This window comes from Pseudomonas sp. PDM32 (genome assembly GCF_019219225.1).
Classification (GTDB): Bacteria; Pseudomonadota; Gammaproteobacteria; order Pseudomonadales; family Pseudomonadaceae; genus Aquipseudomonas; species Aquipseudomonas laurylsulfatiphila.
On the sequence record NZ_JAHUWE010000013.1, the window covers coordinates 119,390 to 142,531 of the forward strand.

21 protein-coding genes, 1 tRNA gene, 1 pseudogene and 1 riboswitch are annotated in these 23,142 nt (G+C 60.6%); of the genes and pseudogenes, 4 read left to right on the forward strand and 19 right to left on the reverse strand.

Features of this window, described 5'->3' with window-relative positions:
* The first annotated feature begins 22 nt into the window (after positions 1-22).
* Positions 23-793 (forward strand): trans-aconitate 2-methyltransferase, encoded by a 771-nt coding sequence (tam, locus tag KW846_RS23455; RefSeq protein ID WP_218485667.1) that lies wholly within the window; start codon positions 23-25, stop codon positions 791-793.
* A 291-nt stretch (positions 794-1,084) separates the two neighbouring features.
* Here tam and KW846_RS23460 read toward each other — a convergent pair whose 3' ends face one another.
* The 18 genes and pseudogenes from KW846_RS23460 to KW846_RS23545 form a co-directional block, all read right to left on the reverse strand.
* Positions 1,085-1,813, reverse strand: coding sequence for a bifunctional 2-polyprenyl-6-hydroxyphenol methylase/3-demethylubiquinol 3-O-methyltransferase UbiG (locus KW846_RS23460; protein ID WP_218485669.1), 729 nt, complete (start codon positions 1,811-1,813; stop codon positions 1,085-1,087).
* A 160-nt stretch (positions 1,814-1,973) separates the two neighbouring features.
* Positions 1,974-2,243 (reverse strand): short-chain dehydrogenase, encoded by a 270-nt coding sequence (locus KW846_RS23465; protein ID WP_218485671.1) that lies wholly within the window; start codon positions 2,241-2,243, stop codon positions 1,974-1,976.
* A 448-nt stretch (positions 2,244-2,691) separates the two neighbouring features.
* A complete protein-coding gene (locus tag KW846_RS23470; RefSeq protein ID WP_218485673.1) occupies positions 2,692-3,099 on the reverse strand; it encodes a type II toxin-antitoxin system HicB family antitoxin in 408 nt (135 codons plus the stop codon).
* Positions 3,100-3,136: 37 nt separating this feature from the next.
* Positions 3,137-3,316, reverse strand: coding sequence for a type II toxin-antitoxin system HicA family toxin (locus tag KW846_RS23475; RefSeq protein WP_077184214.1), 180 nt, complete (start codon positions 3,314-3,316; stop codon positions 3,137-3,139).
* 264 nt (positions 3,317-3,580) lie between these two features.
* A pseudogene (locus tag KW846_RS23480) lies at positions 3,581-3,754 on the reverse strand (transcriptional regulator); the annotation flags it as partial.
* Between the two features lie 209 nt (positions 3,755-3,963).
* Complete coding sequence (locus KW846_RS23485) at positions 3,964-5,508, reverse strand: Fic family protein (protein ID WP_218485675.1); 1,545 nt, start codon at positions 5,506-5,508, stop codon at positions 3,964-3,966.
* A gap of 363 nt (positions 5,509-5,871) precedes the next feature.
* Positions 5,872-5,945: transfer RNA gene (locus KW846_RS23490), tRNA-Gly, on the reverse strand.
* A 180-nt stretch (positions 5,946-6,125) separates the two neighbouring features.
* Complete coding sequence (locus tag KW846_RS23495) at positions 6,126-7,010, reverse strand: alpha/beta fold hydrolase (protein ID WP_007979844.1); 885 nt, start codon at positions 7,008-7,010, stop codon at positions 6,126-6,128.
* 312 nt (positions 7,011-7,322) lie between these two features.
* The gene (locus KW846_RS23500) at positions 7,323-8,015 is read right to left on the reverse strand and encodes a pseudouridine synthase (protein WP_218485678.1); all 693 of its coding nucleotides are present in this window, start codon (positions 8,013-8,015) and stop codon (positions 7,323-7,325) included.
* A gap of 34 nt (positions 8,016-8,049) precedes the next feature.
* Entirely contained in the window at positions 8,050-8,268 is a 219-nt protein-coding gene (locus tag KW846_RS23505) for a cysteine-rich CWC family protein (protein ID WP_007979840.1), read from the reverse strand.
* Positions 8,255-9,748: a sensor domain-containing diguanylate cyclase gene (locus KW846_RS23510; RefSeq protein WP_218485681.1), complete on the reverse strand. Its 1,494-nt coding sequence runs from the start codon at positions 9,746-9,748 to the stop codon at positions 8,255-8,257. Before KW846_RS23510 ends, KW846_RS23505 begins: the two co-directional genes overlap by 14 nt.
* Before the next feature lie 216 nt (positions 9,749-9,964).
* The gene (atzF, locus tag KW846_RS23515; RefSeq protein ID WP_218485683.1) at positions 9,965-11,743 is read right to left on the reverse strand and encodes an allophanate hydrolase; all 1,779 of its coding nucleotides are present in this window, start codon (positions 11,741-11,743) and stop codon (positions 9,965-9,967) included.
* A gap of 25 nt (positions 11,744-11,768) precedes the next feature.
* Positions 11,769-15,410 (reverse strand): urea carboxylase, encoded by a 3,642-nt coding sequence (gene uca / locus KW846_RS23520; RefSeq protein ID WP_218485686.1) that lies wholly within the window; start codon positions 15,408-15,410, stop codon positions 11,769-11,771.
* A 262-nt stretch (positions 15,411-15,672) separates the two neighbouring features.
* Positions 15,673-16,326 carry an urea amidolyase associated protein UAAP2 gene (locus tag KW846_RS23525; RefSeq protein WP_218485688.1) on the reverse strand — a complete coding sequence of 218 codons (654 nt, stop codon included), beginning with the start codon at positions 16,324-16,326 and terminating at the stop codon, positions 15,673-15,675.
* An 11-nt stretch (positions 16,327-16,337) separates the two neighbouring features.
* Entirely contained in the window at positions 16,338-17,063 is a 726-nt protein-coding gene (locus tag KW846_RS23530) for an urea amidolyase associated protein UAAP1 (protein WP_218485690.1), read from the reverse strand.
* A 13-nt stretch (positions 17,064-17,076) separates the two neighbouring features.
* Positions 17,077-17,865 carry an ABC transporter ATP-binding protein gene (locus KW846_RS23535; RefSeq protein ID WP_116580227.1) on the reverse strand — a complete coding sequence of 263 codons (789 nt, stop codon included), beginning with the start codon at positions 17,863-17,865 and terminating at the stop codon, positions 17,077-17,079.
* The gene (locus tag KW846_RS23540) at positions 17,862-18,677 is read right to left on the reverse strand and encodes an ABC transporter permease (RefSeq protein WP_218485692.1); all 816 of its coding nucleotides are present in this window, start codon (positions 18,675-18,677) and stop codon (positions 17,862-17,864) included. The genes KW846_RS23535 and KW846_RS23540 overlap by 4 nt, the downstream gene beginning before the upstream one ends.
* Positions 18,678-18,692: 15 nt before the next feature.
* The gene (locus KW846_RS23545; RefSeq protein WP_218485694.1) at positions 18,693-19,760 is read right to left on the reverse strand and encodes a putative urea ABC transporter substrate-binding protein; all 1,068 of its coding nucleotides are present in this window, start codon (positions 19,758-19,760) and stop codon (positions 18,693-18,695) included.
* Between the two features lie 60 nt (positions 19,761-19,820).
* Positions 19,821-19,921, reverse strand: a riboswitch (guanidine-I (ykkC/yxkD leader).
* A gap of 283 nt (positions 19,922-20,204) precedes the next feature.
* Between KW846_RS23545 and KW846_RS23550 the strand changes: the two genes are divergently transcribed.
* Entirely contained in the window at positions 20,205-20,462 is a 258-nt protein-coding gene (locus tag KW846_RS23550) for a hypothetical protein (RefSeq protein WP_007979822.1), read from the forward strand.
* Positions 20,463-20,629: 167 nt separating this feature from the next.
* Complete coding sequence (locus KW846_RS23555; protein WP_218485696.1) at positions 20,630-21,061, forward strand: hypothetical protein; 432 nt, start codon at positions 20,630-20,632, stop codon at positions 21,059-21,061.
* Between the two features lie 121 nt (positions 21,062-21,182).
* On the opposite strand, the gene KW846_RS23560 is transcribed toward KW846_RS23555, so the two are convergent.
* Positions 21,183-22,295 carry an enoyl-CoA hydratase/isomerase family protein gene (locus KW846_RS23560; RefSeq protein WP_218485698.1) on the reverse strand — a complete coding sequence of 371 codons (1,113 nt, stop codon included), beginning with the start codon at positions 22,293-22,295 and terminating at the stop codon, positions 21,183-21,185.
* A gap of 132 nt (positions 22,296-22,427) precedes the next feature.
* Here KW846_RS23560 and ung point away from each other — a divergent pair, with 132 nt between their 5' ends.
* Positions 22,428-23,120: a uracil-DNA glycosylase gene (gene ung, locus KW846_RS23565; RefSeq protein WP_008050720.1), complete on the forward strand. Its 693-nt coding sequence runs from the start codon at positions 22,428-22,430 to the stop codon at positions 23,118-23,120.
* Positions 23,121-23,142 lie beyond the last annotated feature (22 nt).

A 23,142-nucleotide genomic window follows, 5' to 3' on the forward strand; every position in this document is an offset into this window, starting at 1 on the left:
AACGCACCGACAGGAGAACGCAATGAGTTGGTCCGCCAAACAGTACGTCGCTTTTGAAGATGAACGCACCCGTCCCGCCCGTGACCTGCTGGCGGCCATCCCCGCCGGGGATGTGCGTTCGGCCATCGATATCGGGTGTGGCCCCGGTAACTCCACCGAGTTGCTGGTCGAGCGTTTTGCCAGCGCCACGGTCCGCGGCCTGGATAGTTCGACCGACATGATCGAGGCCGCACGCAAGCGCTTGCCGCAGGTGCAGTTCGACATCGCCGACATCGACACCTGGAACGACGCAGGCCCCTTCGATGTGATTTTCGCCAACGCAGTGTTGCAGTGGCTGCCCGATCACGCGGCGCTGTTTCCTTCACTGGTGAGTAAATTGACACCGGGTGGCAGCCTGGCGATCCAGATGCCCGACAACCTGAATGAACCTTCGCACCGCTTGATGCGTGAAGTCGCCGCTGACGGTCCATGGGCCGGCAAACTGGCAGGCGCCGCCGGGCAGCGGACCGAGATGGCCGATGCCAGTGGTTATTACTCGATACTCAAGGCCTGTTGCTCACGCGTCGATGTGTGGCGCACCACCTACCATCATCCGCTCGCAGGCGGCGCGTCTGGCGTGGTGGAGTGGTTCAAGGGCAGTGGCTTGCGGCCGTTTCTGGAGCCGCTGGACGAGGCGGAACGGGCACAGTATCTGAAGCAATATCAGGCGGCAATCGAGCAGGCGTATCCGGCCTTGGCCGATGGTTCGGTGCTGTTGCCGTTCCCGCGACTGTTCATCGTCGCGACCCGCTGATGTGAAAAAGGGACAGTTGATGCGCGTCACCTGTCCCTTTTATCGCTTGGGACAATCACGGCAGTTTGTTTTTTTTCGAGCGTCGGGCGCTCAAGTATTCAAAAGCAAACGAGGCAAAGCCGAACAACCCGATCAATGAAATGATCATGATTCCCAACTCTGAATTGTGCATGTCGATCTCGGGGCGATGGATGAGCCGGGAGAATAAGGGATCTGTTTCCGGGCTCAACGTCGCACTACGGTTTCTTTATTCCCGTGCCCGGATCTATACGCAAAAGATACGAGCGTGGCTCAGCGCTGAACGCCGACCAACATCATCATCGGCCGCTCGCGCTCTTCGGCAAGCGCCGGTTGCGCCGCCACCTCGGCATCGCTCGGCCCCCATTCGTTGACATGGCGGATGCTGAAACCCGCTGCAATCAGCAGGTTGAGCAAGGTGCCAATGGTGCGATGCTGCTTGATCACGCCGTCAGCCAGCCAATTGGTGACGCGCTCGCCTTCGAACTGATAGCCGTCCACCGGCCAACCCTTGCGGCCCTCGGCATCGATGATCCAGCCAGGGTTGCGCGGTGCCATGAAGATCGGGTGCTCGATGGAAAACACGAACGGCGAACCGGGCTTGAGCGCCGCGTGGACATTGGCGAACAACCCCGGCAAGTCCTTGATGTAGTGCAACGCCAGGGAGCTGTAGGCCAGGTCGAAACCGCCGGCGGGCAGATCGAGGGCTTCCAGGTCGGCGCGCTCATAACGGATGTTTGATGCGGCGGTGGTTTTGCGCGCCTGCTCCAGCATCTTTTGCGAAACATCCAGACCGAGCACGCTGTCAGCCCCTTGCTCACTGGCCCAACGACAAAACCAGCCGTAACCGCAGCCGAGATCCACCACCTTCAAGCCTTGCATGGGTGGCAGCATGGCCTTTAGCGCCGGCCATTCCGGCGCGGCATCGAGACCGCCAATGGAGCGGGCCATCTGGCTGTAGCCCTGGAAAAACTGAGGGTCGTCGTAGATGTTTTGGGTCATGTTCGGGTGGCTCTGTTGAAGTGTTCACATGATAAGTGAGGGCACCTGTGGCGAGGGAGCTTGCTCCCGTTGGGTCGCGAAGCGACCCCGAACAGGGACTGCTGCGCAGTCCAACGGGAGCAAGCTCCCTCGCCACAACAGCATGCGGCCCGGTGCAATCCTACGCCGGCTCTGCATCCATGCGTCTTGCGATCACATCCAGCACATCGCAACCATCGCGTAACGGCACGCAGCAGAGCAATGCGAAGTCGCTCAGCACCACGGTGTCAGAGGTCAGGTCGCCGCGCATTGCGAGGTTTTCGAGGAGTTGCGTTACCGCTCGGATGCGGTAACTGGCGGTGCTAAGCAGAGAGTGCAGGGGTTGTGTGGTGTTGACGAACAGCGAGGGCAAGTCGTCGGCGTTGCTGGTTAAAGCCATGTATTCATTCATGAGTGATTACCATGTTGGAGGAGGACGCACCACTCAATCGTCGCCAAACAATAGGGTGGTAGCTGTACGCGGGTTGGCGAACCGGACCATGGTAAAACCGGCAGACCCGAAGGTCTCCCACGCACAGCTACCAAAAAACAGGTAGCCAACTGCGTTCAAAAGCGCTCCGAGAAACTCTCGGAGGCTCCTGTACCACGGCATCGAGTCGCCAAACCCGATACGCCATTTGGGCGCGGTCGGACTATAGGGCTCATGACAAAGGCACAGCAATGCGCAAGTGTACGGACAATTCCCAGTGTCGTGTAGGACGTTGCTTTTTCTGGCGTTGATCGCCTGCATGCCTTTTAAAATCGGACTTTCACTCTGACTTTGGCGAGTACTTCGCCCAATCCCGCCCACAAAAAACCGGCCACTTGGGACCGGTTTATTCATATCAAAAGCAAGGTTTTCAGTTCTGCTGCAACACCTTGAGCGCTGCCGAGGCCAGAAAACCCGAACGGCTTTTTTCTTCCGGGTGATGCAGTACGTACTCATCAATCCGGTTGAGCAGGTAGCCCGGCAACGTGATGTTCAGCTTCTGGGCCTTGCCCAGATATTTGGTGACGTCGATGTCCACCAGCGCCCATGCACACCCGGCGTATTTTGGATTGGCTGCGTGCAGGGTCACTTTGTTGGCAGGGGGAATGGGCGAACCATCTTCAGCCAGAATTTCGAAGTGGCCTTCTATGGCTTCCCGTGCCATGGCCATCGCGTCATCCAGGTCTTCCCCAGCGGAAAAGCACCCTGGAATGTCGGGGACTTCCACGCCCCAAGCGTGTTGTTCGTCGCCCATTGAAATAGCGATTGGGTACAGCATGTTAATTGTCCTCCACGGACCTGGTGCGTCGGGCTCCTTAGAGCAGCGCCTGTTGCAAAATACTGATGGCCGTTTTCTTGAGCAGGTCTTTCTTCGGGTGAGGGACCGTCACCAGCCCGGGCTTGGTCGGATGCTTGAAGTGATGATGGCTGCCTCTGATTCGCACCAGATACCAGCCGTCCGCAACGAGTTGGCTTATCAAAAATCGGCTATTCACATCACCTCCCTGTGGTGTGCTTGTGGTTACTATACCTACTGATATTTTGTAATCAACACTATAACCACCAAATCATCCTCGGCTTGGCGACATAGGCGACAGAAATCGAGTCTAGAAGGGCGCAGCGGCATAGGCCTTGGGCAAGCCTGCAATGACCAGTTTTGTGTATTTCGAGGTTTTTCCGCGAACACGCAGTACAAATGTCGGGCACAAAAAACCGGCCACATGGACCGGTTTTTTCTTACCCTGCATCTCCTGTCAGACAACCTGCGCTGAGGGCAGCATCGGATAATGTTCGTCTTCATATTTTTCAATGAGCAACGCTAAAATTTCCAGTTCATCGCCTTCAGGTGAACCGACTTCTGCACCCCACAACTGCTCCAGGCGAGCCAATGCGGTGGCCAGGTCTTCTTGGCTGTGAATAGGTTTAATGTTCATCACACGGTCTCCGTGGACGTGGGTACTAGCGTTGAATACAGTCCAGCCGCAATTGCGACAACGGAGGAGGAGAGCATTTTTTGTGTCTTTTCAATTCCGCTGAAGCATTCAACGAGCTGAAAAACCCAAATTCCGCCCATAAAAAAACCGGCCACTCAGACCGGTCTTCTTTTCAGCTGCAGTTGCACGCTATCCAGTTCTACCGAAGATCACTCTTCACCAGCTCCCATCACTCGATCCTCAAACGCGGAGCGCACTGCATTCACAACACGTTGCGCCATGCCTTCATCTTCAAGCTGCGGGTATCCTTTCTTCAGCTTTCCGGACACCACCCAGCCGTTCTCCTTGATCGAACGGATAATGCGGTTGGCATCCTGATCCGGCATTTCGAGCACCTCTTTGAGTTGTTCCTGCGCTCGCTGAAAGATAACCAAGACTCGGGCTTCATCCGCCATCTCCGTACGAATCGTGTGCTCGATGACGCGAGCGGTGTACAGGACGTGTTCGGTCAGGTCGGGGTAGCGCCAGGCAAAGCCTGCGTCTTTGTATTCATCGAAGATGAAGTTGCTGGGAGTGCCGTCTTCGTAGGTCACGAGTTCGCCAAACCGATAGGCCGCCGCGTAACGGCGCATAAACGGTCGTGAAAACACCTCGAGCGTACGGTCGTAGCCTGCCCGGAAATCGATCGAACTGGTGATAGTGGCTGACACGGGCAGGATCACGCCGTCGGGCACGGCCTTGTCCCTGATCAAGGTGTCGTTGATCAGGAAGCGATGAATCCGGCCGTTGCCGTCACGCATGGGATGGATGTACACGAAGCCGAATGCAAGCACTGCGGCGCGTGCCACGGACTCGGCACCCCGCGTTGCGATCTCGAACTCGTTGAGGCCTTCCAGTAGAGGGGCAAGTTCTTCAAAGTGCGGGGCAATGTAATGCACGATGTCCTCGCGCATTGTGGCCTGACCTACAAATACCGGGGAGCGCCGCAAGCCGAGCCCAATGGCATCTCGCCCCAGAATGCCGGCTTGCAGGGAACGCAGGCTGTCATTGCTTAATGGGGCTTCGATATGGCCGCAGTGCTGGGCAATGACATGCGCAAAACGCTGGATGCGATCAGCCTGGTCGGCCTCTTTTTCGATGAGAAAGCTGGCTCGTGACTCCTTGAACGTCAACCAACTGGCCGTACGCATCAAGATATCGGCACCAAAGGTTCGATCCAACTCCTTCAACGCCGCGCCGAGATCGAATTGCAGAGCCTCTTTGACTGCCGTCGTACGACGAACCAAAGGGCAAAAGCCGGGTGTACCGGGCAGGTTGTTTTTGACTCGCCAACGTCGAACTCGTGGTGGTTCACTACGGGTGAGGTAGTCCTGCACAGAAAGTGCATCGACATAGCCACCGTTGGTTACGTCTGGCACATCCAGACTTTGCCCTGTCAGCCATTCGTAGAGAAACCCCGTGCGGCGAGCATATTGGCCAAAAGGCTCTCGCCGGCACCAGGCTTCGACAGGGTCGGGTCCGGTCTTTGCAAACAAGCGAGCAAAGAATTCGAGATGGATCTCTTCGTACTTGAGGCCGAATTCGAAATGCCCTGAGAAATCGTCGGCAGGTCGGTAGCTCGGGGGATACTGATTCTGTGTATGCCCGCTGCTTTCGCGACTGACACGTGTCGTGCCAATCGTCGATTCGACGCGCAGTGGTTGTGCCAGAACGATGTCGTACTGGTTTGCGAGTGCCTTTAAACCGACCTGCATCACGAAATCCTTTACTGGGGCGATAAAAACGCTAACAAATACCTGATTCTACGCGGAAACGTTAATTTCGCGAGGAGTGAAAAGGCTAACGGTCACCGAAATTCGCTAACAAATCACCATCATTGGAAAAAAACGCTAACGGGGCTTTTATAGTAGCCGCTTCTGCACAGGAGCGCTTTGCGTATGGGGGGCGCCAGGTAAGCCTTCTAAACGAAAAAAGTGGCGCAAGGTTCGGATGAGGAGGAGCCCCTATACCAGCGAGTCCCCCCAAATCCCGCCCACAAAAAAACCGGCCACTTGGACCGGTTTTTTCTGTCTCTACATCCCCGTCAAAACCACCCTGACGTGAGATCAAAATTCGATTGGAGCGGGTGAAGGGAATCGAACCCTCGTTATCAGCTTGGGAAGCTGGAGTAATGCCATTATACGACACCCGCTCAGAGCGCTGACTTTGTACCAGATACGGCCGGCGATTTGAAGTTTTTCTTTACGTGGGGCGGGTTTAACGCGATTTACCGACAAGGCGTGGGGCGCACGACGGTCGATCGCGGGCAAGCCTCGCGCCTGCAGAATACGTTTGATTCAGCAGGGCGGGGCTTGCTCGCGATGACTCTGTTTCAGAGTGCCAATGCATGGTGGTCCTGGACGTAGTGGTAACGCGGTCGGCTATCGTGCTGGGCCGGTTTCAGGAACCCCATCAGTGCGTTGCGGCTGTCTCGGCAGGCGGCTTTGTGCTCCATGTCGAGAAAGTGGCCGGTGGCCTGAAGGGTCGTGAAGGTGGCGTGCTGCACGTGGTTGGCGAACAACCGTGCGCCATCGGCGGCGGTGTATTCGTCCCATTCGCCGTTCATGAACAGCACCGGCACGTTGATTTTTTCCGCCGCTTTGAAAAAGCATTGGCGATCGCTGTGCAGCAGGTCGCTGATGTGGAAGTGCATCTGCCCGTATTCATGATCGGCCAGGCTGCTGACGTGCCGATAGTTGAAGCGCTTGAACAGGGTCGGCAGGTGTTTGCCGATGGTGCTGTTCACCAGGTTGCCGACCCGGTCGCCATCCCGGCTGCCGAGGTAATCGACGCCGCGCTCGAGGTAGTCGAGCATGTGCGCGTTGATCTCCGGGGAGAACGAGCTGATCACGGCTTTTTCGATGCGTCGTGGCCGTTGAGCCAAGGCGACCAGGGTCGCGGCGCCACCCCAGGAAAACGACAGCACGTGTTCGGCGGCGAAGTGGTCGATCAGCTCCAGGAGGATCTGCCCTTCGACCTCCTTGGTCAGCAATTTCTCGTGCAGGTTGTGGGCTTTTGACCGGCCTGCATAGGGCTGGTCGTAGCAGACGACGTTGAACTGCGGATGGAGGTTTTTCACGGTTTGTGCAAACGACGCAGTCGTGGCCATCGAGCCGTTGACCAGGATAATGGTCTTCTCTGCGGCGTCTGCGCGATAGAACTCCGTGTAAACCCGATACTGACCCTGTATATCCAACACAGCGATTTCTGGCCTCATGTCATAAGACTCCTGGCAAGCGGGTATGCGCGCAATAGAGATTGCACGAGCTTTGTGACAGGTAGGCATACGCCTGGAATTTGAGAGGCCCATGTCGATCCAATGCAGTCCGGTCGACGGGTATTGTTATTGGCGGGCAGTCTGCCGGGTGAGGCCGGAACCCTTGGGTTCCTACCGGCAAAAAGTTTCTTAGAAGTATGGGGTGACTCATCGGTCACATTTCGGCCGACGTCCTGATTCAAGCAGGGGTCACGTCATCGCGCAAGTGCCTTTGGTAAATTGTTCGACAACTTCTGCTCAGCGGTCGCCTGCTTAGATCAATCCGATCTCTTCATCGCTCAGTGGGCGGTATTCGCCCGGTTTCAACGCATTGTCGAGCAGCAGCGGGCCCATGCGTTCGCGGTGCAGGCGCATCACCTTGTTGTTGAAGTGGCCGAACATGCGCTTGACCTGATGATAACGGCCTTCGACGATGCTCAGGCGCGCGCTTTTCGGCCCGAGCAGCTCCAGACCGGCGGGTTGCGTGGTGAGGTCTTCGAAGGCGAAGTACAGCCCTTCGCTGAACTTGATCGCGTATTCAGGGCCGATGTCCTGTTCGGTTTCGACGTAGTAGACCTTGGGCAGTTTGGTCTGTGGTTGGGTCAGGCGTCGCGACCAGCTGCCGTCGTTGGTGATCAGCATCAGGCCGGTGGTGTTGAAGTCCAGGCGCCCGGCGATGTGCAGCTCGTCCTTGTCCGGCTCATGGATCAAATCGAGTACGGTCGGGTGCTGCGGATCCCGGGTGGCGCTGACGCATCCAGCAGGTTTGTGCAGCATGAAATGGCGCAGGGGCTTACCGATTTGCAGCACGTCGCTGTCGACTTCGACGCGGCTGAACTCGCGGACTTCGCTGTGCGGGTCGCTGACGACTTTCCCGTCGATCCTGACGCGTTTTTCCACCAGTAACAGGCGCACCTGCTTACGGTTGAAGCACGGCAGGTTGCTGAGGAATCGGTCGACACGCATGACTTAGGGATCAGTGAAGAAAGGGCCGCGCATCTTACTTGATCGATTCGGACGCTGCTTGCAACTGCGCCTCGACCTCGGCGCAGCGCGGGCACAGGCACGAGGCGTTGCGCAGTTGCGCCGGCAGCGCCTGGAGCACGGCCGGGTCGATGCTGACGCCGTAGCACCAGCAGGCGCGGTCGGCGGTTCGCGGGTCGGCCAGGGTGCAGTCGTTGGGTGCGCCGCAGGCGGGGCAGAGGTCAGGCTGGTTCATGGATGGAGTGAGCCATTTCCACGCAGGTTCGGTTACGGCCACTTTGCTTGGCCCGGTACATCGCATGATCCGCCCGTGACAGCAGGGTGTGCAAGGTGTCATCGGGCTGCAGTGTGGTCAGGCCAATGCTGACGGTCACTTGCAAGATCTGGCCGTTGTAGGTGTAGCGCTGTTGCTCCACGTACTGACGAATTTTCTCGGCAATTATCAGACCGGTGTCACCATCGGTGTCCTTGAGCAGCACGATGAACTCTTCACCGCCCCAGCGACAGACGATGTCGGAGTGCCGCAGGCAGCTCTTCAGATCCTGGGCAAAGCCATTCAATACCTGATCGCCGGCCAAGTGGCCATAGGTGTCGTTCAACACCTTGAAGCGGTCGAGGTCCAGCAGCAAGGCGGTCAGCGGTTTGGGCTCGCGCCGGGCTTCGTGCATGGCCTGTATGGCCAACAGGTCGAAGCCGCGACGGTTGGGCAGTTCGGTCAGGCTGTCGAGGGTGGCCTGGGCCTGGATCTTGTCCTGAAAGCGCTTGATGACCTGGTTGAGCAGGGCCAGCACGATCAGCGTGACCAGCAGGCAGATCAGCAGGTTGAGGTACAGCGACTGGCGGATTTCACCCAGGGCGCTGTCCTCGCGTTTGTCGACGAACAGGTACCAGTTCAGCTCCGGGATGAACCGCACATTGAGGAAGTGCCCCTGGCCCTGCACGGAATATTCGTAGCTGCCGCTGTGGGGTTTTGGCAGCTGGTTGACCAGGTCCTTCATGCTGTCCAGCTCACCGAGTTTCTGCCCGATGCGCGCACCTTGCGGACCGCCTTCGGCACCTGTCAGTACGAGTCGTCCGAAGTTGTCCACGAAGTACACGCTGCGTTGATAACGCTGCTGGTACTTGTCGATCAGCTTGATCACGGCGTCGACGGTCAGGCCAACCCCGGCTGCGCCGATGAATCGGGCGTTATAGTCGTAGACCTTGTAGTTGATGAAAAAGGTCAGGTTGTCCTTGTTTGCGAGGTCCGGGTCGACGTTGATTTCGTACGGATCCTTCATGTCCCGCACGCGAAAATACCAGGCGTCGCGGGGCTCGGTGGCCTTGACCTGCTTGAGCACACCCTTGGCGTGGTAGTAAGTCAGGCTGGTGTTGGAGACGAAGAAGGCGGTGTAGGCGCCGTAGTGGGTCATGACCTCGTTGAGGTACCGGGTCATCTGGTCGGAATCCTTTTCACCGTTGACCACCCAGTCGCGCATGAAGGTGTCGCGGGCCATCATTGAGGAGATCAGGATCGGCCTGACCAGGTCTTTCTGGATTTCCGAGTAGACCGTGTCCGACGTCAGCGGCAGCTCGGTGTTGACGATGTTGTCGCGGATCGACGCCCGGGAGGCGTAGTAACTGAGAAAGGAGGTGGCGAGGAAGCCTGCGCCCAGCAATGCGACCAGCGTGAGCACCAACGAGCGTTGAGAATACAGCGGCGAGCGAAGCGGCATGGCAGTTCCATTGGCAGTCATCCGATGGCAAGCATTCTAAGGGTACTGCCGGGAAATAACTGCTCCATATGCGCCGCGAATGGTCGCTCCCATGGATTACTCGCCGTCCTTGTAGGAGCTGCCGCAGGCTGCGATCTTTTGACTCTGCTCTCTATTAATCCTTGAAAGAGCAAAATCAAAAGATCGCAGCCTGCGGCAGCTCCTACGGGAGGTGGGTCAGGGGAGGGTTTTCAGGTACATCCGCCAGCCGCCGAAATGACTGATGTTCACCGCACCCTCCAGCCCATACGCCTCGCAGATAAATCCGCTCTCCCAGCGGCCGTCGGCCAGTTGCACCTTGCCCAATCCCAGCGGTGCCGGAATCCCGGTCAGGAACGAACCCAGTTCTCGGCTGGGCAACTCCCAGACTTCCACGGCAATCGCCACGCCGCCATCCTTCACGCGGACCATGCCTGGACGCAACGGCGGGCCGCCGGCCAAGGCATAGAGTTGATAATCCGGTGAGCTGAAGGTCGTTTCCAGCAACCGGGCGCCACGCTGCCTGAGCTGCCAGTTCAGCGCCAGCCCGTCCAGATGCGCGCCGCAGACCACCAGCCGCGCCCGATCATGGCGTGCAACCGGTGCCGGTGCGGGAGCGGCCAGTCCTTGCTGGCGCTGCAAGGCATCCGCCACGCTCAGCAGGTACTGATCGGTGAAGGCCCGGCCAAACAATGTCACGCCCCATGGCAGGCCGTTGTCCATGAACGCGCTAGGTACGGCGACGGCGGCGTAGTCGAGCAGGTTCATGAAGTTGGTGTAGTAGCCGAGGTCCGAATTGCGCAGTACCGGTTCGGCCTTGAGTTCCGCCAGCGACACCGGGCGGCCGATGGTGGGCGTGACGACACAATCGAGGCCTTCCAGCGCCGTGTCGCACAGGGCCTTGAGCGCTTGCAGCCGATATTGGGCACGGAAGGTCTGCACGCCGTCGACGGCGGGTGCCTTGGCCAAGACAGCGCGAATCACCGGCAACACGGCCTCGGGGTTTTGTGCCATCAACTCCCCGGCCACGCTGTAGCGCTCGGCCACCCACGGGCCTTCATAGAGCAAACGTGCGGCCTCCAGAAACGGCGAAAGATCAAGCTCCACCGCTTCGCCGCCCAAGGCCTTGAGACGGTCGATGGCATCACCGAGCAACAGCGGGCCTTCAGGGCAGCCAAAGAATTGCAGGTCCTGCGCACGTGGCACGCCGAACCGGAACGGCCGTGGCGTGCCGAACGCCGAGCCGTCATTCCACAGCGGGTTGCTGCGGCTGTATTCGTCTCGCGGGTCGAGGCGTGCGGTGAGCGCCAGCAACTGACTGGCCTCCCGCGCCGTGGCGGTGAACGTAGTGACGCAATCGAGGGTACGACAGGCCGGCACCACGCCGGCCGTCGAAATCAGGCCCTTGGTGGCTTTCATGCCGACCAGGTTGTTCAGCACCGCCGGCACGCGCCCGGAGCCGGCGGTGTCGGTACCCAGGGAAAAACTCGCGACCCCGAGCGCCACCGCCAGCGCCGAACCGGCGCTGGAGCCGCCCGACGGATACTCCGGCAGCACGCTGTTGGGGCACACGCCATAGGGTGAGCGGCTGCCGTTGAGCCCGGTGGCGAACTGGTCGAGGTTGGTCTTGCCCAACGGAATCGCACCCAGGGCCAGCAGTTGCTCGACGATGGTCGCCGAACGCTGCGGCACGTAGGCAAATGCCGGGCACGCTGCCGTGGTCGCAATGCCCGCCAGATCGATGTTGTCCTTGATCGCGAATGGCACTCCGTACAGCGGCAGGCTGTCGAGGTCGCGACCGTCGAGGGCGGCGAGGTACGGTTCCAGTTCCTCGGCGCTGAGCAAGTGGATGAACAGGTGATAGTCCGGATTCAGCGCCGCGGCTTTGTCCCGCAGGTTTGCCAGCAATTGCCGGGGGGTAAGGCTGCCGTCGCGGTAGGCGCTGCGCAGGGCGTCGAGTTGCAGATTGATATTCATGGTGTCAGTCCTTTTCAAAATGGGTTCAATCAAGTTCCAGCACCACGACGCGCTGTCCGGCGCGCACCGCCGACCCCGGTTGCACGCGCACCTCGCGCACCACGCCGGCCATGGGGGCGAGCAGGGGGATTTCCATCTTCATCGACTCCAGGATCACCAGTACATCACCGGCCGCGACGCGCTTGCCAGCCTCGACCTGTACCTGCCAGAGGTTGCCGGCGATGTGGCTGTCGACGCTCTGTTGACCGCTGGCCAGCGGCGCCTCATCGGTCGCCTCCGGGGCCGGCTCTTCGCTGTCGAAATGCGCCTGGCCGCTGGCGATCCAGCGTTCACGCTCGGCATTGAATGCGCCTTTTTGCTGCTCGCGAAACGCGTCGATGGTCTCAGCTTCCTGCGTCAGAAACGCTTGGTAATCCGCCAGGTTCAAGTGACTGTGTTCGATGTTCAGGTGGAAGCGCCCGAGGGGGAAATCCTGGCGAATGCGCAGCAGTTCATCGGCGCTGACCGGGTAGAAACGGATCTGGTCGAAAAACCGCAGCAACCATGGCTTGCCATCGAACGCGGCGACTTCGCGGTAGCGGTTCCACATCTGTAACGTGCGCCCGACAAACTGATAGCCGCCGGGACCTTCCATGCCGTAGACGCACATGTACGCGCCACCGATGCCCACCGAATTTTCCGCGGTCCAGGTGCGCGCCGGGTTGTACTTGGTGGTGACCAGGCGATGGCGCGGATCGAGCGGGGTGGCGACCGGCGCGCCGAGGTAAACGTCGCCCAGGCCCATCACCAGGTAACTGGCGTCGAACACCGTGCGTTGCACTTCATCGAGGTTCGGCAGGTCGTTGATGCGGCGGATGAACTCCAGATTGCTCGGGCACCAGGGCGCGTCTTTGCGCACCGTGGTCATGTATTTCTCGATGGCCAACTGGCACGCCGGGTCGTCCCAGGACAGTGGCAGATGGACGATGCGCGAGGGCACTTGCAGGTCTTTGGCGGCGCACACCGCGTCCCATTCGCCGGCGACGATGCCGAGCAGGTCGGCCAGTGGCAGTTGTTCGGGTTGATAGTGGACTTGCAGTGAGCGGATGCCTGGCGTCAGGTCGATCACGCCGTGCAGGTGCTGGCTTTCCAGGGCTTGCATCAGGGCGTGGGCGCGAAAGCGCAGGACCAGGTCGAGTTCAGGGGCGCCGATTTCGAGCAGTAGGTGAGTATCGCCCGACAGTCGTGCAACCAGCCGCGTATCGTCCTGCCCAATATCCAGCACCACAGGCGACACAACCCCCTGTGGGAGCGGGCTTGCTCGCGAAGGTGTGTCAGTCGACATCAGGGTGGCTGACACACCATCGCGAGCAAGCCCGCTCCCACAGGGGGTATTCCATTTCAGGGCCAGGGTGCGGGCGGTCTTGAGGTCGATGGGGGAGAACTGCACCTTGTCCCCCGCCTTCAGTTGACCAAGCTGCCAAAGATCCGCCTCGATCACCGTCACCGGGCACACGAACCCGCCAAGGCTTGGGCCATCCGGGCCGAGGATGACCGGCATGTCCCCGGTGAAATCCACCGCACCAATTGCATACGGATTGTCGTGGATATTCGACGGATGCAGCCCGGCCTCACCACCGTCCGCACGCACCCATTCAGGCTTCGGCCCGATCAGGCGCACACCGGTGCGGCTGGAGTTGAAATGCACTTCCCACTGGGTGGCGAAGAAGGTGCCGATGTAGTTTTCGGTGAAGTATTCCGGGGCACCGTGGGGGCCGTAGATCACGCGGATCTGCCGCACGGCAGGCAACTCGCTGACCTGAGATTCAGGCAGTTGCGCCCCGGTGCTACGGTTGCTCAGCGCCGGTACATGCAGCACATCACCGGCGCGCAGCGCGCGACCGCCATGCCCGCCAAACTGACCAAGGGTGAAGGTGCTTTTGCTGCCCAGATAATCCGGCACTTGCAGGCCACCGCGCAGGCACAGGTAGCTGCGCGCACCTGCACCGGCAATCGTTCCCAGGCTCAACGTCGAGCCCGCCGGAACCAGCAGCGCGGTGTTCATCGGCACGGTTTCACCGTTCAACGCCAGTGGAATCGCCGCGCCCGTCACCGCGATCACCGCATCGCAATTGAAGCGCAGCAACGGCCCGCTCATGGTGATTTCCAGCGCCGCAGCACCTTCGACATTGCCCAGCAACAGATTGCCCAGGCGCAACGCGCGACTGTCCATCGGCCCCGACGGCGGAACGCCCACCGCCCAGTAACCGAGGCGGCCGGGATAGTCCTGGACGCTGGTCTGGGTGCCGGCGCTGAGCACTTCAAAGGTGTTGGCCCGATACACCAGCCCCTCGAGGCAACGGGTCCAAGGCTGGCCGCTGGCAAAAGGCGTATCAACCAGAATCTGCCGCAGGTAATCGCGGTTGGTTTCCACGCCGTAGAGCTGGCTGTCATCCAAGGCCTGGTGCAGATCGGCAGCGGCTTGCTCGCGGGTCGGTGCCCAAGTGATGACCTTGGCGATCATCGGGTCGAAGTACGGCGGGATCTCACAACCGGCCTCGACCCAGGTGTCGATACGCAGCTGTTTGCCATCGGCGTCAGGGAAATTCACCGCCGTGAGCAAACCGGGGCTTGGCTGGAAATCGCGCCCCGGATCCTCGGCATACAACCGCGCCTGAATCGCATGACCCTGCGGCTTCAAACCCTGTACCAGATCGCTCAGCGGCGGCAGCTCACCGGCCGCCAGTTGCACCATCCAGCGCACGAGGTCGACGCCCCACACCTGTTCGGTGACGCCGTGTTCCACCTGCAAACGGGTGTTCACTTCCAGGAAATAGAAATGCCGGGCATCGCTGTCGAAGACGAACTCCACGGTGCCGGCGCTGCGGTAGTTCACCGCTTTGGCCAGTTTGATCGCCGCCGCGCACAGTTCATCGGCCATGCCCTCGGGCAGGTTCGGTGCCGGGGTTTCCTCGAGGACTTTCTGGTTGCGACGCTGCACCGAACAGTCGCGCACGCCAAGGGCGATCACTTCGCCGCGACCGTCGCCGAACACCTGCACTTCCAGGTGACGGGCACGCTGGATGTACTTCTCGATGAACACCCCGGCGTCGCTGAAATTGTTCTGGCCCAGGCGTTTGACCGCTTCGAAGGATTCGCTCAACTCGGCCGCGCTGCGGCACACGCGCATGCCGATGCCGCCACCGCCGGCGGTGCTCTTGAGCATCACCGGGTAGCCGACCTGTTCACCGGCGATCAATGCTGCGTCGAGGCTCTCGAGCAACTCGGTGCCTTCAAGCATGGGCACACCCTGTTGCCTGGCCAGGGCGCGGGCGGTGTGCTTGAGGCCGAACACCCGCAGTTGTTCCGGTGTCGGGCCGATGAAGGCGATGTCGGCGGCTTCGCAGGCTTCGGCGAATGTGGCGTTTTCCGAGAGGAAGCCGTAACCGGGATGGATTGCGGTGCCGCCGCTGGCTTTGGCGATGGCGAGGATTTTATCGACCGCCAGGTACGTGCCGGCGGCCGCGCCTTCACCGAGGCTGTGCGCCTCGTCGGCCTGCAGGATGTGCAGGCTGGCCGCGTCGGCTTCAGAGTAAACGGCGACCCCCTGCACGTGCAGTTCACGCAAGGTCCGCAGGATGCGGCAGGCAATAGCGCCACGGTTGGCAATCAGGACTTTTTCGAACATGGCATAACCCCCGGAGGCGATTGCGCATCAGCCTCGACTGGGATGCGGGCCGTCCCGCAGTTTTTCGAAATGCACCCGGGCCGTCCCGGATGACTGAAACGCCCCCCTGTAGGAGCTGCCGCAGGCTGCGATCTTTTGATCTTGAAAAAGCCAAATCAAAAGATCGCAGCCTGCGGCAGCTCCTACAGGGGTGGTTATTTAATGCATTGGCCGGAGCGGGCCTGACACAGGGTGAACAGCCAGCGGCGCAAGCGCGCGAGTTTCAGTTCCATACCAGCAACTCCGCAGGGGTGGGGTTGTAGGCGTTGCACGGATTGTTCAGTTGCGGGCAGTTGGAGATCAGCACGATCACGTCCATCTCGGCGCGCAGGTCGACGTACTTGCCCGGCGCGGAAATCCCGTCTTCGAACGTCAAGCCACCGTCGGCGGTGACCGGCACGTTCATGAAGAAGTTGATGTTCGGCCCGATGTCGCCTTTACCCAGGCGTCCGTCGTGGACACAGGCGCGCAGGTAGTTGTCGCGGCAGCTGTGCATGTAGCGTTTCTCCAGGGCGTAGCGCACGGTGTTGCTCTCTTGCGCACAGGCGCCGCCGAGGGTGTCGTGACGCCCGCAAGTGTCGGCGACTATGGTCAGCATCGGTTTGCCGAGGTTGGAATACAGCACGCTGCCGGTGCTCAGGTACACGCTGTTCTGCCGGCGCAACGTGCGCTGCACGTCGTAGCGTTCCTTGGGGTTGGCGACGCTGTAGAACAAAGTGTCGACGGCCTGATTGCCTTCCAGATCGAGGATGCGCAGGGTCTGGCCGGCCTTGACCTCCATCAGCCAGGGTTCGCCGGCGGGGATGGTGGCGCGGTAGATCGCGGTGTCTGGTTGCCTGTTTGTGTGAACGGCAGCGGTAGCGATTGCGAGTGACATGGCAGCGATCCTCAGGCGAACAGACGGTCGGTGTTGATGAAGCCGCGCTCGTTTTCCGGGCGCGAGGTGCGGCAGTGTTCGGCGACGCTGGCGTCGGCGTTCATCCAGCTGAGCTTCAGTGGTTTCGGCGCGTATTCCGGCGACGGGTCCATCGGGTGCTGCAGGGCGGTGAGCACCACCAGGGTGTCCATCGGTGCGTACAACTCGATGTAGTCGCCAGCCTTGGAATTGCCCTCGACGAAATGGAAGCGCCCGGTGTCATCGACGTTCACGCGGCTGAACAGGTTGAGGGTCATCAGCAGGTCGGACAGGCCCAACCCCCACTTGCCCAGTTCCACCAGCAGGTTGTCGGTGCCGTTGCGGAAGAAGCCGTTGCGCAGTTCCTGGTAGCGGCCCGCGCCGTATTTTTCTGCCACTTCTTCGGCGCAGAGCACGCCGCCCAGGCTGTCGCTCCAGCCGCAGGTGTCGGCAGTGATGGCGGCCAGCACACGGCCCATGTCCGAGTACAGGCAATGGCCGGCGGTGAGCTTGGCGGTGTGTTGGCATTTGAGGCTGTCGGGCAGGTTCAGGCGCTCGGTTTTTTCATTGGCGTTGAGCAGTGTCAGGCTGACGTTGGCGCCGCCGCGCAGGTCGGTCAGGCGCAGCAATTGGCCGCGCTTGAGCACGAAGGAACGATGGCCGCCGCCGGGGAGCATTTCTTCGGCGAAGGGCGGGAACAGCGGAGTCGAATCAGTCATTGTGAAAAATCCTCTAAGCGATACGAAGCGTGCCCGCCACCGGCAGCGGCAGGGCGTCGACGGCTCTGCACTGGGCGCGGCGGTCGCTGTTCAAAGGGATGTCGTAGGTGATGCGTGCGCCATAGCGACCGGGCGCATGCGGGTCGAGGCGGACCTTGTCGAACACCAGCAGGCGCGTGCCGAGGCTGAAGCCTTCGGAGAGGTCATGGGTGACCATGAACACCGTCAGCCGGGTCTCGCGCCACAGCTCCAGGAGCAAGGCGTGCATGTCTTTGCGGATGCCCGGATCGAGGGCGCCGAAGGGTTCGTCGAGCAGCAACACCCGCGGCTTCATGATCAGCGCCTGGGCGATAGCCAGCCGTTGTTGCATGCCGCCGGAGAGCTGCGCCGGGTACTTGTCCAGCGAATGGCCGAGGCCGACCTTGTGCAGCAGCACCGAGGCCTGTTCGCGGGCCTCTTTTTTCGCACTGCCGAACAGACGCCCGAGCAAGGGCGAACGCGGCAGCTCGAGGCCGAGGGCGACGTTGTCCAGCACACTCAGGTGCGGGAACACCGAGTAGCGCTGGAACACCACGCCACGGCTGGCGTCCGGCTCACCGGCCAAGGGCTGGCCGTCGAGCAGGATCTCGCCGCGACTGGCGCGTTCCTGGCCGAGCAGCAGGCGCAGAAAGGTCGATTTACCACAACCGGACGCCCCCACCAGCGTGCAGAACTCACCCTCGTTGACGTTCAGATTGAGGCCTTCGAGCACCACCTGATCGGCGTATTGTTGCCAGACGTTTTTAACGGTGATGAAGCTCATTTGGCGGCCCCCTCATACCAGGGGAACGCACGCAGGGTCAGGCGTTTAAGGCCCCAATCCATCAACCAGGCGAGCAGGGTGATCCACACCACGTAGGGCAAGATCACGTCCATTGCCAGGTAGCGGCGCACCAGGAAGATCCGGTAGCCAAGGCCGTCGGTAGAGGCGATGGCCTCGGCGGCGATCAGGAACAGCCACGCCGAGCCGAGCATCAAGCGCAGCGAGATCAACAGCCGTGGCAACAGTTGCGGCAGCACCACCCGCAGCATCAGGGTCCAGGTGGAGGCGCCGAGGGTCTGGGCCTTGATCAGCAGTTCCACGGGAATCTCCCGGGCACGCTGTTCCAGGTCCCGGGCCAGCGCCGGGGTGATGCCGATGACGATCAGCATCACTTTCGACAATTCCCCCAGGCCGAAGACGATGAACAGGATCGGCAGGATCGCCAGCGGCGGCACCATCGACAGCACCGTCAGCAAGGGTGACAACGGCGCACCGAGCAGCGGCAGGGTGCCGGCGGCGATGCCCAGGCACAGCCCGGCCAGGGCGCTGATGCCCAAGCCGATGGCCAGGCGTTGCAGGCTGGAGGCCGTGTCCTGCCAGAGCAGGTATTCGCCGGTGCGGGTGTCGGCCACGAAGGCCAGGCGTTTCACCGCATCGCTCATCTGCACGGCGCTGGGCAGCAGCTTGTCGTTGGGGTTGTCCGCCAGTCGCTCGGCCGAGCCCATGAAATAGGCGAACAGCACCAGGGCGAACGGCAGGATCACCAACAACAGGCGACTCGGGCGGTCCGGGTGACGGTTGATCAGGCGCATGGCCAAGTCCTCTGTTTACAACTTGGCGTCGGCAGCCAACTGCACGTAGCTCGGGTCGAAGCGCAGCTTGAGGTTGCCTTTGTCGCCGCTGGTCACGCCGTTGGCGAAGGCCATGCCGACGGCGCTGGTGTCCTTGGCGCCTTCACCGAGCAAGCCGTGCTGGAAGGAAAACTCGGCGACTTTGCGCATGGTTTCCGGCAATTGCTTGCTGGTGCCGAACGCCAGGGCTTCCTTGGGCGTGGCGAACAATCGGGTGGTGTCCAGTTGCGCCTGGAAACCCGCCAGGTCAGTGCCCGAGGCCTTGGCCATGTGTTCCAGCGCGGCTTTGCCAGCGGCGTTTTTCGCGTTCATCAACTCGACCACTTCAAACCAGGCACCGGTCAGTGCCTTGCCCAGGGCCGGGTTGTCTTTGAGGGTGGCGCTGTTGACCACCATCATGTCCATGATTTCGCCGGGGATCTGGCTTGAGTTGAACACTTCAGTCACTGCGGGCTTGGCCTTGATGTCCGAGAGCATCGGGTTCCAGGTGGTGACGGCGTTGACCTGTTCGGTGTTGAAGGCGGCCGAGATATCGGCGTCGGAGGTGTTGACCACTTTCAGGTCTTTCTCGGTGAGGTCCACCGAGTCCAGCGCGCGGGCCAGCAGGTAATGGGAGACCGAGAGCTCCACCAGGTTGACGTCCATGCCCTTGAGGTCGGCGACCTTCTTGCCTTCGCCCTTGAGCACGATGCCGTCGTTGCCGTTGGAGAAATCGCTGACAATCAGCGCGGTGCTGTCGACGCCGCCGGCGGCCGGAATGGTCAGCGCGTCCATGTTGGTCATGGTGCAGCCGTCGAACTGGCCGGCGGTGTACTGGTTGATCGATTCGACATAGTCATTGAGCTGCACCACATCGATCTGGATGCCGTACTTCTTCGCCCATTTGTCGACGATACCCTGGCTGCCGGCGTACTCCCACGGCATCCAGCCGGCGTAAATGGTCCAGCACACACTGAAGTGGTCTTTCTGGGCAGCCTGGGACGAGAAGCTCACGAGGGCGGCGAACGCAGCGGCGAGCAGGGCGGGTAAATGAAGCTGGGACATGGTGGTTCTCCAGTTGATCAAGGACGCACAGGACGGCAGCGGCACCGCTAACGGTGGCTTGTCTCCCGGGCTTTTGTCCCGCCGTGTAACCTCAACTGGAGGTCGCCAACTCTCGGACCAGTCACTCGCAATTGCGAGCCGGAACCCTAGTCAGCCATTTGCAAATTGTGGTGCCGCGAACCTGTATTGACTCCTGCACGCAGTTGTTAAAGCGAGAGGCGTGCCAAGTTGACCCGAGCGCTCTAGCGTGGGCGACAGGGAGGTCGACGGTGTTGATGGGAGGGGCGCACTGCCTTGTGATGGTGCGCGGGTGCACCGCTTTGGAACCTGTCCGCCGCTGATCAGAAGGAGGGTGCAACATCGCACTTGGCAGGGGATTGCCAGTCAAAACAGGTGTCAGTCGGTGTGTGCCGACTGCTGTCACAGGTCTTTACGGAGGCCGCCATGTTACGTCGATTGTTGTTGGGTGCAGTGCTTGGTCTCGGACTGTCTGGCTGCTACTACTACGACGGTCCCGCCGACGTCTACGGGGGATCTTATTACTACCCCGGTTACTACTCGCCTTATTACTACGGTTACTACGGTCCGCGTTACTACGGTGGTTACCGCGCCTATTACTACGGTGGGCATGGTTACTCCCGTGGCCACGGGTATTACGGCGGTGGACATCACGGTGGTGGATATCGCGGTGGGCACCGTTAATCAGGGCATGAATAAATGAAAATCCTTTCATCGGGCAGATGTTTCTACTTGTTTCAGTGACGCACCAGATCCCGAATTCGATGTCTGATCTTTCGACAGTCAGCGAATATTTGACTGTCGCCTGCCAGCGTCGCTGGTGTGGCTCACCCGCGGTCCAGGAGGCCGCCATGCTCTGTCAAAAAACGCTACGGCGAATTCTTCTGCTTGCTGTATTGGGATTGTCACTGGGTGGGTGCGTGCCTTACTACGATGAAGGAGGCAGTTATTACAGTTCCGAGGTCTATACCTCGCCATCACCAACCTATTACGCCGGAGGGAGTTCCTACTACTCCAATGGTGGCGGTTACTACACACCGCCGCCCCGGTACTACATGCCTCCAGCGCGGTATTACCAGCCGACACCGCGTTATTACTCACAGCCGCGGATGTATCAACCGTCGCGCCATTACCAGTCGGCCCCTCGTTATTACCAGCCGTCGCGGGGTGACTACCGCGCGCATCAGAACCATGGCTGGGACGGCCGTAACCGCGGGAACTGGAACAACGACTATCGCGGTAACGGTCGCGGCTATCGCAACGGGCGGGGCGGCCACCGATAGCCAATCGCAGTTCTAATGTGGGAGCGGGCTTGCTCGCGAAGGCGGAGTGTCAGTCAACATCAATGTTGCTGAAATGACGCCTTCGCGAGCAAGCCCGCTCCCACAGTGTTGTGTGCAGTTTTCAGTATTCGGATAAATCCGCCAGTGGATGCCGACCTTCCCAGGCCTTGTGAAAATGCGCCCCGACCACCGCGTCCGGCACGTTGTTGATGTCTGGCCAGTGCCAGTGCGGCTTCTGGTCCTTGTCGATCAACCGCGCACGTACGCCTTCGCTGAATTCCGGATGACGACAGCAATTGAGGCTCAGCGTGTATTCCATCTGGAAGACTTCGGCCAGCGACAGGTGCCGGGCACGGATGATCTGTTCCCATACCAGATGAGCGGTCAGCGGCGCGCCTTCACTCAGGGTCCTGGCCGCGCGGCTGAGCAACAGATCGCTGTGGTCGCGCAGGGCGCTGATGGCCTTCCAGGCGCAACGCACATCGCTGACATCCAGTAGCTCGTCGATCTGACGACGGCGCGGCAACCACTGGGCTTCGGGCATCTGCGCCACGGCTTCCTGCTGCAAGGCCTTAAGCAGGCTGTTGAGTTGCATGGGTGTCTGTTCCTGCCAGTTCAATTGCAGCAGGCCTTCGATCAGCTCCGGCTGCTGCTCATCGAGCATGAAACGATCCGCCAGGTCCAGATCGATGGCATCGCGGCCGTTCATGTGCGCGCCGGTCAGGCCCAGGAACAACCCGAGCTTGCCGGGCAGGCGCGACAGGAACCAACTGGCGCCAACATCCGGGTACAGGCCGATGCTGATCTCCGGCATGGCCAGGCGGCTGCTCGGCGTGACGATACGGGTGCTCGCTCCTTGCAACAGTCCCATGCCGCCGCCAAGCACATAGCCGTGCCCCCAGCAGATCAACGGCTTGGGGTAGGTGTGCAGTTTGAAGTCCAGGCGATATTCCGCCGCAAAAAACTGCGCAGCCAGTGGCGGTACTTCACCCGGATGCACGCGGCAGGCTTCCACCAGGCTGCGCACTTCACCGCCGGCGCAAAAGGCCTTGGCGCCATTGCCGCGCAACAGGACGCAGACGATCTGCGGGTCCTTGGCCCAGGCTTCCATGCGGTCGCGCAGGGCGTTGATCATCGGCAGGGACAGGGCGTTCAGGGATTTTTCGGCATCCAGGCTGGCGATGCCGATGCGCGCGCCGTCGGTGCCGGTGAGTTCTTCGAAGTGCAGATTCATCGTGACCTCGATCGGGAATTTGAGGGTTAAGTATGATCGCTGTGTGGGAAAGTGCCGGATCTGCATCAGATCAATTGACAAGCGTGGTGAGCTTTCCTAGGGTTCGCCCCATTGTTTTTGCCGGATGTAACCATGACTGCTGACGACCGTATCAAACTCGAACCGGGCTGGAAGGAGGCACTGCGTGCCGAATTCGACCAGCCCTATATGGCAGAGTTGCGAAATTTCCTGCAACAGGAGCGGGCGGCCGGCAAGGAGATCTATCCACCGGGGCCGATGATTTTCAACGCGCTCAATTCCACGCCGCTGGACAAGGTCAAGGTGGTGATCCTCGGCCAGGATCCCTATCACGGCCCGGGCCAGGCCCACGGTTTGTGCTTCTCGGTGCAACCCGGCGTGCCAGCGCCACCGTCGCTGGTGAACATCTATAAAGAGCTCAAGCGCGACCTGAACATCGACATCCCCAACCATGGCTACCTGCAGAGCTGGGCCGATCAGGGCGTACTGATGCTCAACACCACCATGACCGTCGAGCGCGCCAACGCCAATGCCCACAAGGACAAGGGCTGGCAGTTTTTCACCGATCGGGTCATTGAAGTGGTCAGCCAGCAGCAGCCGCACCTGGTGTTCATGCTGTGGGGCGCCCATGCCCAGAGCAAGCAGAAGCTGATCGATGCGACCAAGCACCTGGTGTTGACCTCGGTACACCCGTCACCGCTGTCCGCCTATCGCGGCTTCCTCGGTTGCGGGCACTTCAGCCGCACCAACAAGTTTCTGGAGCAGAATGGCGAGACGCCGATCGAGTGGCGGTTGCCGCCGGTTTGATGATTGCCCGGGCGGGCCTTTG